The following is a 16,119-nucleotide window of genomic DNA, read 5'->3' as shown; positions in this document are numbered from 1 at the left end:
ACAAATAGACTAAAATCAGATATTTCCTGTCTGTATGCCTTTTTGACTCTGATTTCTGCTTATTGTTTGACCCGCTTCAAACAACCTCATCAATGGACTATTCAGTTTTGCACAGTCTGGCTATGGTTGGTGTAACAAACTATTAACCTTGTGGTCAGTAAGTATGCAGTTTTCCGCGGGGTCGACAACAGCACCTGAACGGGTGTCACATCCTGGACGTGCACTCACCCCGTTAAACAAGCTGTGGAATTAACGTCAGAAAAGATCATGGAGATTTTACATGTTTAAACGTCGATCAATATTAGCCGCACTGGGGCTTGCTATGGGGGTATTTGTTGCCGGTTGTGGTGACAAGCCCGAGCAGGCGGCGGAAGCTGCAAAAGTGGAACAAGAAAAAATCAGTTGGAAGATGGTCACCACTTGGCCGAAGAACTTTCCTGGCCTAGGTACAGGTGCCAATCAGCTCGCTGATTTGATCACTGAAATGAGTGACGGTCGCCTTGAAGTGAAAGTATATGGTGCGGGCGAGCTGGTGGGCGCTCTGGAAATTTTTGATGCAGTATCTCGCGGAACCGCTGAAATGGGTCATGGCGCGGGCTACTACTGGAAAGGTAAAGCGCCAGCGGGTCAGTTTTTTGCGGCGGTACCTTTTGGCCTGACGGCACAAGAAATGAACGGCTGGATATACAGCGGTGGCGGCCTTGAGCTTTGGCAAGAAGCCTACGAGCCTTTCGGTATCATCCCAATGCCCGCGGGTAACACGGGCGTTCAAATGGGTGGCTGGTTCAACAAAGAAATCAATACGATTGATGACCTGAAAGGCCTGAAAATGCGTATTCCTGGCCTCGCAGGCGAAGTGCTGAAGCGCGCTGGCGGTACACCAGTACTGCTGCCGGGCGGTGAAATTTTCCCGTCACTTCAGTCCGGTGCGATAGATGCAACAGAGTGGGTGGGTCCATATAACGATTTAGCATTTGGTCTTCATAAAGCTGCGAAGTATTACTACTACCCAGGCTGGCACGAGCCGGGCACAACGCTTGAAGCGCTGATCAACAAAAAAGCGTTTGAAGCACTGCCGAAAGATCTTCAGGCAATTGTTCTGGCTGCGACCAAAGTGGCAAACGTCAGTATGCTTGCCGAGTTTACTGCGCGCAATAACGCAGCACTTAAAACTTTGGTTAACGAACACAATGTTCAGCTCAAACCTTACCCGAAAGAAGTGCTGAGCGAGCTTCAGGTATTAGCGGATAAGGTGGTAGCTGAAGAAGCTAATGCGGATGAAATCAGTAAGAAAGTCTACGAGTCTTACAAGGCATTCCGTACTGAAGCGATTGACTGGCATGCGATTTCAGAGCAAGCCATGCTTAATGCTCGTAACCCTCAATAAGTTGTCATAAATAAACAGGGCGGCGTCTGTCGTCCTGTCATTTTTCTCTCTCAACTTTCATTGCTAATAAGAGTTGTAGCATGGATACCGCTTCCCCTTTTTTGATGTCTTTTGTGCGGTCGATTAATCGCCTGAGCGATTATATTGGTCGTTTTGTTTCCTGGTTTGTACTGGCTGTTGTGGTGATAACATTTGTTGTCGTTGTGATGCGCTACGTCTTCAACACAGGCTCCGTCTTCCTGCAAGAGTTGATTCTTTATTTCCATAACTACGTGATCATGTTAGGCGCTTCATATGCCCTATTGAAAGGCGCTCACGTCAGGGTCGATATCTTCTATCGCCCGATGAGCGAAAAGCGCAAAGCTTGGATTGATTTATTTGGCTTTCTGCTTCTGCTTTTACCCAGTTGTGCGTTTATTTTTTACATTGCTTTGGACTATGTTCAGCTGTCCTGGGAGATACGTGAAGGCTCTCAGGAAGCAGGCGGGGTCGATGCTCGATACCTGTTCAAAACCAGCATTTTAATCATGCCTGTTTTGGTTGCGATTCAAGGCGCTGCTGAAGCCTTAAAAGCTGTTTTGGTGCTGACGGGTCATCTGTCAGAAGCCAAATTACTCGACGAACATGATGAGGAACATCCGCTATGACAGAGTTTCTTGCCTTAGCCCTTTTTCTGTTTACGTTCGGGGTTTTATTAATTGGTTATCCAGTCGCCTTCACCTTGTCGGGATGCGCACTGATTTTTGCGGGTATTGGCTACCTGACGGGTACGTTTGATCCGGTTTTTCTTGAGGCGATTCCAAATCGTATTCAGGGCACGCTGTCGAATGAGTTATTGGTGGCGATACCCTTGTTTGTCTTTATGGGCGTGATGCTCGAAAAGTCAAAAATCGCTGAAGACTTACTCGAGACTATGGGGCTGGTATTCGGTGGACTTGCTGGTGGACTCGGTATTTCAGTAACGCTGGTAGGTATGTTACTCGCTGCGAGTACCGGTATTGTTGGTGCGACGGTCGTGACCATGGGCCTTCTGTCTCTACCCACCATGCTCCGCCGGGGTTACTCACCGCAGGTCGCGACGGGCACGATTTGTGCGTCTGGCACCTTGGGGCAAATTATCCCGCCTTCGATTGTACTGGTGTTGCTGGGTGATGTGATTTCGTCAGCGTACCAACAGTCACAACTCGATCGCGGCATTTATTCGCCTGACAGTGTGACAGTCGGTGATTTATTCTTGGGTGCTTTGGTACCCGGCATTTTGCTGGTATGTCTCTATATCGCCTACCTGATTATGGTTGCGATAGTATCGCCAGAAAAAGTCCCGCCGATTCCTGAAGAGGAACGCAAAGTCAGTAAGGAATTGTGGTTTCAGGTCATCACTGTCTTGTTCCCACCTGTGATGCTGATTGTGCTGGTGCTTGGCTCTATTCTGTCGGGTATTGCGACGCCAACGGAGGCCGCGTCTGTCGGCTCTGTTGGGGCAATCGTACTGGCAATATTCAAGCGTATGTTTAGCTTGAGTATTCTAAAAGAAGTACTGCGGACGACCACTGAAGTGACAGCCATGGTCTTCCTAATTCTGATTGGTGCGGCGCTCTTCTCGTTGGTATTCCGAGGCTTTGGCGGTGATGACATTGTCAGAGACTTTCTGACGTCTCTACCGGGTGGGGTATTTGGCGCCATGTTGTTGGTGATGCTGGTGATGTTCCTGCTCGGGTTCTTCCTCGACTTCATCGAAATCACTTTCGTGGTTGTACCTATTGTCGCGCCAATTTTGTTGACCATGGGACTGGATCCAGTCTGGCTGGGGATCATGATTGCACTGAATCTGCAAACATCATTCCTGACCCCGCCGTTCGGCTTCTCGCTGTTTTATCTGAGAGGAGTGGCTCCGGATTCGGTTTCGACGTCAGACATTTACCGCGGCGTCATGCCATTTATCGCTATTCAGCTGTTTGTTCTTATCATGCTGGCAATCTGGCCGCAAATGGCAACATGGTTACCGGAAACTGTTTACGGATAAAGGCCGATTTAAACGCCCGGTACTACCCGCCGGGCGTATCATTTAGAGAAAAAATAAAGACCTATCAATGTGTCATTAATGAATCAAAAAACACTTGTCAGTTAACGGAAATATCTATTTACTGAATCATCTTGTGTCGTTTTTGAAGGATTAAGCAGTGGCATTTTCTATGGATGTGGCGGTGATCGCTCTGTTCATCCCAACCTTTTTCTTGGTATCAGTGACTCCCGGTATGTGCATGACACTGTCCATGACCCTTGGTATGACTATCGGTGTTCGTCGAAGTCTGCCTATGATGTGGGGAGAGTTACTGGGTGTTGGTCTGGTAGCGATAGCCTCTGTCGTCGGTGTCGCAGCGGTCATGCTCAATTACCCATTACTTTTCACCGTACTTAAGTATGCAGGTGGCGCTTACCTGATTTACCTCGGTATTCAGATGTGGCAATCGAAAGGTCAGCTGGCCGTGCCACAAAATCCGGAAGATATTCCTCAAAAATCTGCGAAAGCACTGGCGAGTCAGGGATTTGTTACGGCAATCGCCAACCCAAAAGGCTGGGCGTTTATGGCGTCTTTGCTTCCGCCATTTATTGATGCCACTAAACCTATGGTTGAGCAAATGGGCGTGCTGGTCACTATTATTTTGCTGACTGAGTTCCTCTGCTTACTGCTTTACGCCAGCGGTGGAAAAACACTTGGCCATTTGCTGCAAAAAAGCGGTAACGTGAAGGTCATAAACAGGATTGGCGGCACAACCATGATAGGCGTGGGGGCCTGGTTAGCGAAAAGCTGATTCAGGCAATGTGTTTCATCGGATCACTGTCAAAACGCCGGGCTATCTGCAACAAAGATGTCCGGTTGCTTTGAACCAGCTCCACTAACTGCGGGTCAAGTAAGGTACCGCTGAGCTGTTCCAGATGTTCAAACAGCACCTCGATAGCCCGTTGGTCGTTACTTTTCATCAGATTTTCAATATGTGTGGCGATATTGAGCAATCTGGCACTCAAAGGAATATCTTCACCCGATAATCCCAGAGGATAGCCTGTTCCATCCCAGTGTTCCGTATAGCTGTAAGCCATATCTTTTGCTGCACTCAACTGAGTTTTGTATTTTCCGCAACTTTCCTCTGCCCAGCCTAGCGCCTGTTTTACAGCATTGCTGTGATGATTTTTATTATTTTCTGCGTTGTCTTTATCTGCTTGAATTGGGTTTCTCAGTAAATAAAGGGGTACGCAGCGATACACCATATCGATATAGTCTTGATTCAACAGCTCTTTATATCGCTGCTTTTGCATTAATAGCTCTGCCAGCAATTTGACGTAGTGTTGTACCCGAAGGATATGATTACCAGACGAAGCCTGATCATCGCAAAGTCTAGCAAGGGCATAAATCGTCATCTCCATAACGGCAGTCGACTCGGTCAACCTCTTGACGACATCGTCAGTATTTTCCGTTCCTTTTGTCATTGCGTCGTTGTCGAGTTGCTGCTGTTCTTCATTTTTAAGACGCTGATAATCAAGGTGAAGCTTTATTCGGGTTTTTGCCAGCGTGGGGCTAATCGGTTTACTGATAAAATCTGCTGCTCCTGCGAGAAAACCTTTTTCCTGATCCTGCATACCGCTGCGGGTCGATAGAAAAATTATTGGTACTTTGGGTCCTCTGGTATGGGCTTTAATTTGCTGACAAACTTGATATCCATTCATATCAGGCATCATGATGTCGAGTAAGATAAGATCTATCTGAAATTTATCGAAAATTGACAGTGCTGTCTGCCCGCTTGTGGCCGCTTTAACATCGTAATCACCACGCAATAATTCAGTGGCGTACACCAGATTTTCGGGGGTGTCGTCAACCACCAGAATGACAGGTTTTTTCGCATTTTCAGGCATGGTTTCTGACATCCGGCTCCCCTCACTCTGCTTTCCACTTTTACAATCCTAGGTCTACTCTTAACAATGTTCCAATAGTGATTTTAGTGACTCTAATTTGAGTCAGTGATGGGAGAGTAACTACCGTGGACTGTCCCGTAAATTTAGCCTGAACACGTGTTTGCTTTGACACGCCAGAGACTGGCAGCAAACAGCAAAAAAGGTGATCAACATGCAACGTCTGACAACAATGAAAACGAGATGTACTTATAAAGTCCGGTTCACGTTGGCTACACTGTTTTTCACTCTATCGTCGACGCTATCTCTCCCGGTTTTCGCTGTGACTGAACATCAGGCATGGGCAGGGGACAAATCTATTCTGGTGCTTTTGCTGATCCTGACGGGAATGATGTTAGTGGCTTTGGTGGTATTGAAAAATCGAAATCAAAAACTGCTCGATAGGTTGGAAGATAAAGAATACGAGTCAAAACGGGCACCGAGAAACCCTGAACTGAACATGAAGCCACATCCCGTTCCTGCTTTTAGTTTTTCCTCTGATATTAGATTGCGGACGGCGAACTCCTTAATGGGGTTATCTAACATGTTACTTAAAGATGAGGTTTCACCGGACAAAGTGGAATGTCTGAAACGCATCCGTTCAACCGCCGAACAGCTGTTTGGCAGTATGGATAAAAGTCACCAGTCGGCAAACGGCTGGCACGAAATGGAACTGGAGCCTCTGCTGGCCAGTATGGTGACTGAAATCCACTTCGCCCACCCGGACGATACGCTGATACTGGACCTTGATCCCGATGTCAGCACCACGGTACTGATGGATATCAAGACGCTGCGCGAGTTGATCTTTATGGTCTTTTCCTGGCAGCCCAAAAACAAGTCAGCGGACATGCCTCCAAGTGAGGCAATGAGCATGAGTGTCACCTGTGTAGAACGTCACGACACGGATTTGGTGTTGAAATTTACTATTAATCACGATGGTTTACGCCGCAATGTAGAGGGACAGCCATCTGTCGGTAACGACGAACTCAAAGAAGCATGGAGTCTGGTGAGCAAGATGGGAGGGAGCCTTCATTACGGCTTAATAGACTCAAACGTTGATTCGCTCTCGTTTACAGTACGCTGTCAATATGGGCTGAGTGGTATGGTAAAACTTCGTGACAGCATGACAGGGCGGCTTGCGGGCAACAATATTCTGGTAGTGTCTCCGTGCATTGTGCTTGATAACAGTCTTGGTCGGTTGCTGGAGACAGCCGGTGGTAAGGTGATGGTATGCCAAACTGAAAGCCGCGCACTCGATTTAATTGAAGAAGACGATAACATCGAGTTTCTTATCTTCGATCAGCATGTCTATGAACACGGCGACCCCGACATCCTGAAGCAGCTTTGTACCACGTTTACTGGCGAACACCACGTTCTTATCCTTGGTGACGATCCTATCGTTAGTAAGGAGCGACAACATCTGCTTCCTGAGCATTTTGCCACCTTGACGAAAGCCTATCTCCCCAGTCAGATGTTATCTGTTCTCAAGCGTTCGGCGATGGACAGTTCTGAATCCGATATGGAACCGATAGTGCTGGATAGCGATAAGTCAGCAAAAGAACCGGAGTCACTGTCGTCGCTGGATGACACCATGTTCGATCTTATGGTTGATCATATTCATGGGGTGAATCTTGGTGAGGGCGTGCAGCGCCTTGGTGGAAATAAAACCAAATATCTTAGAGTGTTACTGTCTTTTCTGAACAATCAGTCTGACCAGATGATTTTCGCGCTCACTGAACCTGAAAAGGGAGAAAACATAATGTATGCCTGCCGCGAAACGGCGGAAAATGTCGGCGCAGAGGACATTGCCCAGCAGGCGTCACTTTTGGAGAATAAGTACAAAGAAGGCCAGAAAGTGACCAACAAGGAACTCCAGGGGCTAATGGAGTTGATTAATCATGCCTTGGCTGACTTTAACCAAGTTGTGAACAGTACCTTGGATCATATTGAAAAACCGCAAGAACCCGCTGCAGCACATGAGCCATTAGAACAAAGTGCGCTGGATATGCTGAAAGAGCTTGAGGAAAGCCTGCACAACTACGATGTCGGTGCTCAGGATAAGCTGGCCGATATTTCTAAAAGTCTGCCTGACTGGGTCAACCAGATGGAAGAGTTCAGGCAACTTCAGGAAGCGGTTAACAAGTTTGATTTTTCTATTGCCGAATCTCACCTCAAACATCTTCGTGATAAAGCAGGATAAAAAAAGCCAGTGCAATAGCACTGGCTCTATATACGCTTACTCAACCGAATTTACGCCTTAGCGTCGTCCGCTTGTTTTGCCTGAATTGCTGTCAGAGCAACGGTGTAGACAATGTCATCCACCAGTGCGCCACGAGACAGGTCATTCACAGGCTTACGCATACCCTGCAGCATTGGACCGATTGAAACCAGGTCTGCAGAACGCTGCACAGCTTTGTAAGTAGTGTTACCTGTGTTCAGGTCAGGGAAGACGAAGACTGTCGCTTTACCTGCTACCGGAGAATCAGGTGCTTTCGACTTAGCAACGTTTTCCATGATCGCCGCGTCATATTGCAGCGGACCATCGATAACCAGATCAGGACGTTTTTCCTGTGCAATCTTGGTCGCTTCACGCACTTTTTCAACGTCAGCACCCTGACCAGACGTACCCGTTGAGTACGAGATCATGGCAACACGTGGATCGATACCAAATGCTTTCGCAGAGTCAGCAGACTGGATAGCAATCTCTGCCAGTTGTTCCGCGTTTGGATCTGGGTTGATTGCACAGTCGCCGTATACCAGTACCTGATCAGGCAGCAGCATAAAGAACACAGAAGATACCAGTGAGGCACTCGGTGCGGTTTTAATCAGCTGCAGTGGTGGACGGATAGTGTTAGCGGTGGTGTGAACCGCACCAGACACCAGACCATCGACCTCGTTGTTTTCCAGCATCATGGTACCCAGTACCACGGTGTCTTCCAGCTGCTCACGGGCAACGACTTCAGTCATGCCCTTGTTCTTACGCAGCTCAACCAGACGCGCAACATATTGCTCGCGAACGGCTTCAGGATCGATGATTTGTACACCAGCACCCAAAGTAACGCCTTGCTGCTCAGCAACACGCTTAATGGCTTCTGGATTACCCAGCAGCACACACTCAGCGATTTTACGCTCAGCACAGATAGAGGCTGCTTTTACGGTACGAGGCTCATCACCTTCAGGCAGAACAACGCGCTTAGCGGCTTTACGTGCCAGATCAGTCAACTGGTAACGGAATGCCGGAGGACTCAGGCGACGCTCACGGTTTGAACCTTCAGACAGAGACTCAATCCAATTACCGTCGATATGCGCAGCAACGTGATCGTTCACTGACTCGATACGCTCTTTATCGTCAGCAGGGACTTCAAGGCTGAAGCTTTGCAGGTTCAGCGACGTCTGCCATGTGTTGCCCTGCGTGGTAAATACTGGCAGGCCAGATTCGAATGCCGGTGCACACAGTGTTTTGATTTGTTCCGGGATCTCGTAGCCGCCGGTTAACAGCAGGGCACCAATTTCCAGTCCATTCATCGCGGCCAGACAGGCTGCAACAATAACGTCAGGACGATCTGCAGAGGTAACCAGCAGAGAGCCCGGACGGAAGTGCTCAACCATGTTAGGGATAGAGCGGGCACAGAAGGTCACTGCACGAATACGGCGAGTGTTCAGTTCACCTTCGTTGATGATTTCTGCTTTAAGGTGTGATGCGATGTCAGCGGCACGTGTCGCAATCAGCTCGATGCTCCATGGCACACAACCCAGAACACGAATAGGGCTGGAGTTGAAGATCTCCATCACTTCCAGGTTCGCTTTCTCGTTGGCTGCATCATCGAAGATGTCAGACAGGTCTGGGCGGGTACGGCCGTGGTCATCAACAGGTGCGTTCAGCTTATTGATGATTAGACCTGAAATGTTGCTGTTTTTGCTGCCGCCAAAGTTAGATACCGCAACTTCGATACGTTCTTTCAGCTGGGCTGGGTTGTCATTACCCGGCGCTGCTACAAATACGATTTCAGCATCCAGTGTTTTGGCAATCTCGAAATTAACCTGATTGGCAAAAGGATGGTTACGAGTCGGTGTCAGACCTTCAATCAGAGCAACTTCAGCATCTGCCGTTGCTTCTTTGAAGCGTGCGATGATTTCTTCCATCAGCACATCGTTCTGATCATTACAGATCAGGTTCTCGGCATAGTTCATGCTCAGTGGCTCAGCCACCTGCATTGCCGTATTGGCTTCAATGATTTTTGTGGTCAGGTCAAACTGGTTTTGGCCTTGACGTGGCTGGGCGATAGGTTTGAAAAATGAAACGCGAACGCCTTTTTGCTCCATGGTGCGTAACACACCCAGGCTGACGCTGGTCAGTCCGGCATCCTGGCCGATTGGGATAAGCATGATAGTACGAGACACAGGGACTTCCTCTTACTATAAAATTCTGTCTGTAATAATGTGAAACGGCTGAACTCAGTCAGCCGTTTATTCTATTTGGAGAGAATTAAATCTCAGCCAGACGTGCGGTGTCCTGAGCGATCACCAATTCCTCATTGGTTGAAATAACCATAGCAGGAACTCGGCTGTTGTCAGACGTGATCACACCTTCGCCACCAAAACGGGCTTTCAGGTTGCGCTCACCGTCAACTTCGATACCCATCAGACCCAGGCGGTTCAGTACCAGCTCACGGATAGGACCTGAGTTCTCACCGATACCGCCAGTGAACACGATAGCGTCCAGACGACCATCCAGGCATGCAGTGTACCCAGCAACGTATTTCGCCAGACGATGGCAGAATACGTCCATTGCGCGGGTTGCTTCTTCTTTGTCGCCGTAGTTGTCTTCAACGAAACGACAGTCAGACGTCACTTCTGTCAGACCTTGCAGGCCAGACTCTTTAGTCAGCATAGTGTTGATTTGTTCAACGCTGTAACCCAGAGCATCATGCAGGTGGAAAATGATAGCAGGGTCCAGATCACCAGAACGCGTACCCATGACCAGACCTTCCAGCGGGGTCATACCCATAGACGTGTCAACAGATTTACCGTTCTTGATAGCACATACTGATGCGCCGTTACCAAGGTGACAGTTGATGATGTTCAGTTCGTCAACAGATTTGCCCAGACGCTCTGCAGCTTCATTTGCGATGAAGAAGTGAGAAGTACCGTGCATGCCGTAGCGACGAATGCCGTGCTCTTTGTAAAGCTTGTATGGCAGAGCATACAGGTAAGCTTCTTCAGGCATAGTCTGGTGGAACGCTGTGTCGAATACAGCAACGTTTTGCAGGCTTGGGAAAGCAGCCTTCGCGGCTTCGATACCTACGATGTGAGCAGGGTTGTGCAGTGGCGCAAAGCTCGCTGCATCTTGAATGCCTTTCAGTACTTCGTCGGTGATCAGGGCAGAAGCGGTGAACTGCTCACCACCGTGAACAACACGGTGACCGATTGCAGCCAGATTTTCTGCCAGCTCAGGCTTAGACGCCAGGATTGATTCAACGATAAACGCCAGTGCTTCTTTGTGCGCAGCACCGTTACCCAGTTGAGCTTCGTGTTTGCCATCCATTTTCCACTTAATGCGTGCTTCAGGAAGATGCAGACACTCTGCTAGACCAGTCAGGTGCTCATCACCAGACTCTGCGTCAACGATTGCGAATTTCAGTGAAGAACTACCGCAGTTAAGTACTAGAACCAACTTCGACATTTGGGGCTACCTATTCAAAATGAAATAGTGGGTGATTTTTTCAAAGCAGCAAGCAGACCATTCCAAGCCAGGGTCTGCTTATTGCGGAAAAATAAGTCAGATTTTGTCGCGGAATAGATACATCTATAGATCGGTCCATGAAATCAGCACAAAACGCCAGCGTTTAACCTTTTTTTGGTCATTTATTTACTTGCTGTCTGGCTTTAAAACAGCAAACATAGCGTTTTGGTGGTTGCGAGATAATCAAATCCGAGCAACAATTGTGTTAAGCGGGCCTAGGATAGCGGTAGTCGTCTTGGATCACAAAATTTTTTGAGCGTTTGTCGCAGTTTTTTAATCTTTTTACTGGCCTTTAACACTATTGCAGTCGTATAAGCATAGTAAGGCGCAGCAGATCCGCCGCAATGTTTGACGTGTCGGTACAGCGAGGTACACGAAGTATGAGCAATAAAACGATGTGGACAAGTCTTCGTGATGGACAAAAATACATGGATGAGTGGCCGCTCCGGAAAGAGCTGGCACCTATGTTCCCAGAAAACAGAATCATCAAAGCAACCCGTTTTGCTGTCCGAGTTATGCCGCCTGTAGCGGTGATATGCATACTGATGCAAATGGTATTTAATAATCACTCTGGTCTACCACAAGCGATGATCGTGGCGCTTTTCGCGTTGAGTTTACCGCTACAAGGCCTCTGGTGGCTGGGGCGTCGCCGTGACACACAACTTCCACCTGCACTTGCGGGCTGGTACCGTGACCTTCACGAGAAAATCACCAGTGAGGGTGGTGCTTTGCAACCCATCAAGAGCAGACCGAGATATAAAGAACTCGCGGTGACCTTGAACCGAGCGTTCAAACAGCTAGATAAAGGTTCACTTGATCGTTGGTTCTAGCGTTTATTGACTCTCGGTATTGAATTACCGGGCGAGCAGGTAAAGCTAATCTGAAAAGACGCGCACGTGCGCGTTTTTTTGTATCTTAAATCCTGTTTTGTCACGCTTTAATCATGTAATCGTCTTGAAATTTGGCGTTTTATTCAGTTTCTAAATACTTTGTAACGAAGCGGTTAGGCTGTGGGCTTCTACAGCACAATATCCTGCTCAGTGTCAGAAACCTTTGTGTTGATCTTTCACCAAAAAAGCGCCTTTTTAGTGCCCTTTATTCTTTGTGTTAATTAACACTCGCAAAATGGCAGTCGTTGTCAGTAGGGACATCTTTCGGGGAGGCGAGTGTGAGAAGATGCGCCTGAAGATAGGTTTTCCTCTCCACTCACTACGCGCTCCGGTAAGGGAGAAATAAGCAGGCGGTAGCTCTTGGCATCACCGCTAACGGGGTTTAAGACTGAAGATGGAACAATCAATGCCGTTGTTAACGTCGCGTCGCGTCTGAGTATTCTACTCGCGATCCCAAGCCCGCCCTCAACATGAAAGCTTCCAGCGACATGCATGATTTGGCTTCCGGGATGAAATGTAAGATGCTCGGTAATGGTCTCTGCCATCGTCTCATCCCATGCAACCTGAGCAGCATAAAGTCCTTCAAGTGCGTCGCTTTGATCGCCTCCCATACGAGCCAGAAATTTTGCTTTGTAAGGACCGTCCGTCGTATCGAGTTCACGAGCCACGTATTTTTGCTGCTCGGCGGGCATCTTTTTAATGATATCCGGACCATGTTCTGCCAGACAGCGAACGATAGTTTTTGTGGTATTTGCTGCCAGAACTGTCAGACCTCTTTGTCTGGCGATGTCAACGAGTGGGCGATAATCACTGCGATAGTTTGGCCATGCAGCTGTCTGAGATAGCAATGCCTGTTCGCCAATTTCACCTTCCAAATACCGGTCAATCACTGTCTGGTCCGGGCGGCTGAACTGTTCCATCGAGAGCACCAGTTTAGGATTTCGGTCGGCAAGAGCAGCCATCAGTTGTGCCTGAAACAGGTGTACAGCCGGATGTGTATGCCACTCACCAACGAGAACAACGTCTTTGTCTTTTACTCCATCAGCCATATCTATGAGGGAAATAGGCAAGCCGTCAGGTGAAATAATCTGGTAATGGTAGAGGGTGTCAGCGCGAACCGGGATTGAACTGCTAATCTGATGCTTCTCATTACTTGCATCTTTTTGTGACAGGAATGTTGACTGGCATCCTGAGAAAATAAAAGCGGAGAAACAAATAATAATCAGTCGCTTCAAGGGGGCTCCTCATCCATCTGTCAGATAGCATTGGTTTTGAGTATAGATAAGCCTCTACAGAGAGGCCATTTGTTAGACATCCTCACAATCAAATTCGAATGTCACATCGCTGGGACGACTGAATAAAAGTTTTGGATAAACTTAGCGATAGGTAGTTGTATCAGGCTTGGTGGGAATGGGGTGTCGCCATCACCGAATGGGTAAATGACGACAGGCTGTTTTATTGGAAAAGCAAACGTGCTTTTTACAAATAACGGTATGAGAGAGGAGACTTAATCACGTTGATATTTACTGTATACCCGGAGCGTAAAATCAGCCTCGCAGTGGAATGCGTCGCTATCTTTGAGCGTTTGCCACAAGGATTCAGGAGCCCGCCACGCAAACGGAGTCATCTGAAGCAGGGTGGTTGCGTCCTCGCTGTTAAGCGTCATGTCGTAGGTGACAGAGTGTTCTGAGGCCAGTTCAAATCCCGGAATATCCTCAACCGGAATATCGTGCAGCCTGACTTCGTCGTAAATGCCAGCTTTCAATTGGTAAAGGTGCCGGGGGCCGGGAGTCACTGTAACTACAACGCCATGATTTTTGACCACCCGCTGCAGTTCTTCTCCATTACACGGCGCATAAATTCTGACGACAGCATCAAGTTTGTTGTCATCAAAAGGCAGTCGCTGGCTTGAGGCCACAAGAAATTCGCCGTTGCGATAACGTTTGGCTGCATAACGGATGGCAATCTTAGAGATATCCAAACCAAACACTTTTGTCTCTGTCAGTGTTTGTTGGAAGTGTCCGGTGTAATAACCCTCACCGCAGCCAATATCCAGTAGCTGGGAATTGCCTATACCCACCAATTTCTCTGAAAGCAATTCAGCGACAGCATCACGCATAGGTTGATAATGAGCCGCATCGAGAAAATGTCGGCGGGCCTGCATCATCGCCTTATTGTCACCCGGATCTTTTGAACGTTTGTGCTGAACAGGCAGCAGGTTGACATAGCCCTCTTTAGCAACATCGAACTGATGGTTGCTGTTGCAGCGATAGCTATTTTGTTGCAAGAAAAGTGGTGCAGAGCATAAGGGACAAAGATAAGACATGGTGAAACCGTCAACCTGAAAACAGAGCGGCAAGGATACGGGGTGTTGCAGATAGCTGCAAGATTTGAAAACCTCATCCTGTGGCAAATATCCTCAAGATGAGTTTTTTGTGCCCTAAAGGATCAGGTGAGAACCTCTATGCGTAATGGTTAAGACAATAAGACGCCAGATGCGGATAATGTGCACTAGGATAGTGTGTTTACAGCGTCGTCATTTACACAATACATACGGCTGAATATCTCGTTTTTTTGCCTAAAAATTACATAAATACAGACGCCTGATGGTGAGCTTCAGACGGAGCGATTCGGGCGAATTTCAAGCAGTGTAGAGCAGACTTTCGGAACAGACATGGAAATAGTTCAGACAATTAGCTGGATGCTTTTTCTGGCGGTACTTTGGTTTTGCTGGCCGGCGGAAGGCCTTAATAAACTGAGACAGGACAAAGGTTACCAGCATCTGGTCTTTGGCACCTCGGTATTGTTATTTTTCCTGTGGGGAATGAAAGCCGGGATCCGTGAAGGTCTGGATATACACTTTCTGGGTTTGGTCGTACTGACACTCAGCCACGGAGCCAGAACAGCTGTCTGGATTTGTGCTGCGGTGCTTCTCTCTATGCTCCTGCTGGGGATGGTGCCTTTGCAGGAGGCTGGTCTCTTTTCACTGACCCACATGGTGATACCAATTTTCTTCAGTTATCTGATCTTCTTGCTCAGTTATCACCTGTTACCGCACCACCTGTTCGTGTACATCTTCGTCGCAGGATTTTTTAATGCGGGACTGACACTGATCCTGCACCAGTGTCTGGTTGCCGGATGGTACTGGCTGGCAGATATCCATACATGGAAATCTATATGGCATGACTATCTCAGGCTATCGTTGTTGATGTGGTTCCCCGAAGCGTTACTCAGTGGTATGGCCATCACCCTGATGACCATATACAGACCGCAATGGCTGAAAACCTACAGTGATCGCGATTATCTTTCACCGAGTTAAGGTCTCAATAGACTGCTTGGTGTCCGTATCCTTCAATGATGTTTTTGATGCGTTCCATCGTCTCTCTGGACGGAGGTTCGACGCCCTTAAGTGGGTAGTCGTAACCCAGCGTTTCCCACTTATGCTCTCCCAGTTTGTGGTATGGGAGCAGCTCGACCTTTTCAATGTTATCCATCATTTCAATAAAGGCGCCCAGCTTGCGGACAGACAGCTCGTCGTCGCTGTAACCCGGTACCACGACATAACGAATCCAGGTTTTTTGTCCCCGCTCATGAAGGTAGCGGGCAAAGTCCAGAGTCCGTTTGTTGGAGACGCCAATCAGATCCTGATGAACCTCGTCATTAAGCTGTTTAAGGTCTAGCATGACCAAATCGGTATTATCCAAGACCTCATCAATGGCTGGTGTGTACTTGCGGATATAACCATTGGTGTCGAGACAGGTATGCAGTCCTTTCTGTTTGGCTGCAGAGAAGAAGTCGCGGACAAACTCCGGCTGCAGCATAGCTTCACCGCCTGATGCCGTGACACCCCCGCCAGAAGCTTTCATAAAATGGCGGTACGTCACTGCCTCTCCGATCAGCTCATCAACGGAAGCCTGACGCCCCTGATGGGTGTCCCAGGTATCCCGGTTGTGGCAGTACTTGCAACGCATCAGACAGCCCTGCAAAAAAACAATAAAACGAATGCCGGGTCCATCGACAGTGCCGCAGGATTCTACGGAATGAATGCGTCCCATGACTGACATAAGGGATCTCCAACTGCATGTGCAGGTTAAAACTGATTGAGCTGAGGCGACTGATCACAGAGGTTAACCGCCTCAGCTCAATCCCCTCCG

At 48.2% G+C, this 16,119-nt stretch carries 13 protein-coding genes; 7 read left to right on the top strand and 6 right to left on the bottom strand.

Annotated features, from left to right (window positions below):
* The first annotated feature begins 280 nt into the window (after window positions 1-280).
* The 4 genes from A8L45_RS17150 (at window position 281) to A8L45_RS17135 (ending at window position 4,200) form a co-directional block, all read left to right on the top strand.
* The gene (locus A8L45_RS17150; protein ID WP_068904512.1) at window positions 281-1,387 is read left to right on the top strand and encodes a TRAP transporter substrate-binding protein; all 1,107 of its coding nucleotides are present in this window, start codon (window positions 281-283) and stop codon (window positions 1,385-1,387) included.
* An 80-nt stretch (window positions 1,388-1,467) separates the two neighbouring features.
* Window positions 1,468-2,034: a TRAP transporter small permease subunit gene (locus A8L45_RS17145; RefSeq protein WP_068904510.1), complete on the top strand. Its 567-nt coding sequence runs from the start codon at window positions 1,468-1,470 to the stop codon at window positions 2,032-2,034.
* The gene (locus A8L45_RS17140) at window positions 2,031-3,410 is read left to right on the top strand and encodes a TRAP transporter large permease (RefSeq protein WP_068904509.1); all 1,380 of its coding nucleotides are present in this window, start codon (window positions 2,031-2,033) and stop codon (window positions 3,408-3,410) included. The genes A8L45_RS17145 and A8L45_RS17140 overlap by 4 nt, the downstream gene beginning before the upstream one ends.
* A gap of 169 nt (window positions 3,411-3,579) precedes the next feature.
* Window positions 3,580-4,200 (top strand): LysE family translocator, encoded by a 621-nt coding sequence (locus A8L45_RS17135; RefSeq protein WP_217492178.1) that lies wholly within the window; start codon window positions 3,580-3,582, stop codon window positions 4,198-4,200.
* Window position 4,201: 1 nt separating this feature from the next.
* Here the strand turns inward: A8L45_RS17135 and A8L45_RS17130 are convergent, their stop codons facing one another.
* Window positions 4,202-5,308 carry a response regulator gene (locus A8L45_RS17130; RefSeq protein WP_068904505.1) on the bottom strand — a complete coding sequence of 369 codons (1,107 nt, stop codon included), beginning with the start codon at window positions 5,306-5,308 and terminating at the stop codon, window positions 4,202-4,204.
* A gap of 199 nt (window positions 5,309-5,507) precedes the next feature.
* Here A8L45_RS17130 and A8L45_RS23900 point away from each other — a divergent pair, with 199 nt between their 5' ends.
* A complete protein-coding gene (locus A8L45_RS23900; protein WP_083228393.1) occupies window positions 5,508-7,532 on the top strand; it encodes a hypothetical protein in 2,025 nt (674 codons plus the stop codon).
* A 50-nt stretch (window positions 7,533-7,582) separates the two neighbouring features.
* Here the strand turns inward: A8L45_RS23900 and pta are convergent, their stop codons facing one another.
* Both pta and A8L45_RS17115 read right to left on the bottom strand, forming a co-directional pair.
* The gene (gene pta / locus A8L45_RS17120; RefSeq protein WP_068904503.1) at window positions 7,583-9,718 is read right to left on the bottom strand and encodes a phosphate acetyltransferase; all 2,136 of its coding nucleotides are present in this window, start codon (window positions 9,716-9,718) and stop codon (window positions 7,583-7,585) included.
* Window positions 9,719-9,818: 100 nt separating this feature from the next.
* Window positions 9,819-11,015: an acetate kinase gene (locus A8L45_RS17115; RefSeq protein ID WP_068904501.1), complete on the bottom strand. Its 1,197-nt coding sequence runs from the start codon at window positions 11,013-11,015 to the stop codon at window positions 9,819-9,821.
* 440 nt (window positions 11,016-11,455) lie between these two features.
* Between A8L45_RS17115 and yfbV the strand changes: the two genes are divergently transcribed.
* Window positions 11,456-11,905: a terminus macrodomain insulation protein YfbV gene (gene yfbV, locus A8L45_RS17110; RefSeq protein WP_068904554.1), complete on the top strand. Its 450-nt coding sequence runs from the start codon at window positions 11,456-11,458 to the stop codon at window positions 11,903-11,905.
* A 308-nt stretch (window positions 11,906-12,213) separates the two neighbouring features.
* On the opposite strand, the gene A8L45_RS17105 is transcribed toward yfbV, so the two are convergent.
* Together A8L45_RS17105 and rlmA are read right to left on the bottom strand one after the other, a co-directional pair.
* A complete protein-coding gene (locus A8L45_RS17105; RefSeq protein ID WP_245680754.1) occupies window positions 12,214-13,200 on the bottom strand; it encodes a ChaN family lipoprotein in 987 nt (328 codons plus the stop codon).
* 272 nt (window positions 13,201-13,472) lie between these two features.
* Window positions 13,473-14,291 carry a 23S rRNA (guanine(745)-N(1))-methyltransferase gene (rlmA, locus tag A8L45_RS17100; RefSeq protein WP_068904550.1) on the bottom strand — a complete coding sequence of 273 codons (819 nt, stop codon included), beginning with the start codon at window positions 14,289-14,291 and terminating at the stop codon, window positions 13,473-13,475.
* Window positions 14,292-14,639: 348 nt separating this feature from the next.
* Here rlmA and A8L45_RS17095 point away from each other — a divergent pair, with 348 nt between their 5' ends.
* Complete coding sequence (locus A8L45_RS17095) at window positions 14,640-15,284, top strand: energy-coupling factor ABC transporter permease (protein WP_068904498.1); 645 nt, start codon at window positions 14,640-14,642, stop codon at window positions 15,282-15,284.
* A gap of 4 nt (window positions 15,285-15,288) precedes the next feature.
* Here the strand turns inward: A8L45_RS17095 and pflA are convergent, their stop codons facing one another.
* Complete coding sequence (gene pflA / locus A8L45_RS17090) at window positions 15,289-16,029, bottom strand: pyruvate formate lyase 1-activating protein (protein WP_068904496.1); 741 nt, start codon at window positions 16,027-16,029, stop codon at window positions 15,289-15,291.
* Window positions 16,030-16,119: the final 90 nt, after the last annotated feature.

It is taken from the genome of Veronia pacifica, from assembly GCF_001707825.1.
Taxonomy (GTDB): domain Bacteria; phylum Pseudomonadota; class Gammaproteobacteria; order Enterobacterales; family Vibrionaceae; genus Veronia; species Veronia pacifica.
The sequence above is the reverse complement of the archived record's forward strand: the minus strand, read 5'-3'. Positions and strand labels throughout refer to the sequence as shown.

Excerpts from the sequence above, each read along its gene's own strand:
- A8L45_RS17150 (WP_068904512.1), top strand. The coding sequence starts at position 281 with ATGTTTAAACGTCGATCAATATTAGCCGCACTGGGGCTTGCTATGGGG.
- A8L45_RS17145 (WP_068904510.1), top strand. The coding sequence starts at position 1,468 with ATGGATACCGCTTCCCCTTTTTTGATGTCTTTTGTGCGGTCGATTAAT.
- A8L45_RS17140 (WP_068904509.1), top strand. The coding sequence starts at position 2,031 with ATGACAGAGTTTCTTGCCTTAGCCCTTTTTCTGTTTACGTTCGGGGTT.
- A8L45_RS17135 (WP_217492178.1), top strand. The coding sequence starts at position 3,580 with ATGGATGTGGCGGTGATCGCTCTGTTCATCCCAACCTTTTTCTTGGTA.
- A8L45_RS17130 (WP_068904505.1), bottom strand. The coding sequence starts at position 5,308 with ATGTCAGAAACCATGCCTGAAAATGCGAAAAAACCTGTCATTCTGGTG.
- A8L45_RS23900 (WP_083228393.1), top strand. The coding sequence starts at position 5,508 with ATGCAACGTCTGACAACAATGAAAACGAGATGTACTTATAAAGTCCGG.
- pta (WP_068904503.1), bottom strand. The coding sequence starts at position 9,718 with ATGCTTATCCCAATCGGCCAGGATGCCGGACTGACCAGCGTCAGCCTG.
- A8L45_RS17115 (WP_068904501.1), bottom strand. The coding sequence starts at position 11,015 with ATGTCGAAGTTGGTTCTAGTACTTAACTGCGGTAGTTCTTCACTGAAA.
- yfbV (WP_068904554.1), top strand. The coding sequence starts at position 11,456 with ATGAGCAATAAAACGATGTGGACAAGTCTTCGTGATGGACAAAAATAC.
- rlmA (WP_068904550.1), bottom strand. The coding sequence starts at position 14,291 with ATGTCTTATCTTTGTCCCTTATGCTCTGCACCACTTTTCTTGCAACAA.
- A8L45_RS17095 (WP_068904498.1), top strand. The coding sequence starts at position 14,640 with ATGGAAATAGTTCAGACAATTAGCTGGATGCTTTTTCTGGCGGTACTT.
- pflA (WP_068904496.1), bottom strand. The coding sequence starts at position 16,029 with ATGTCAGTCATGGGACGCATTCATTCCGTAGAATCCTGCGGCACTGTC.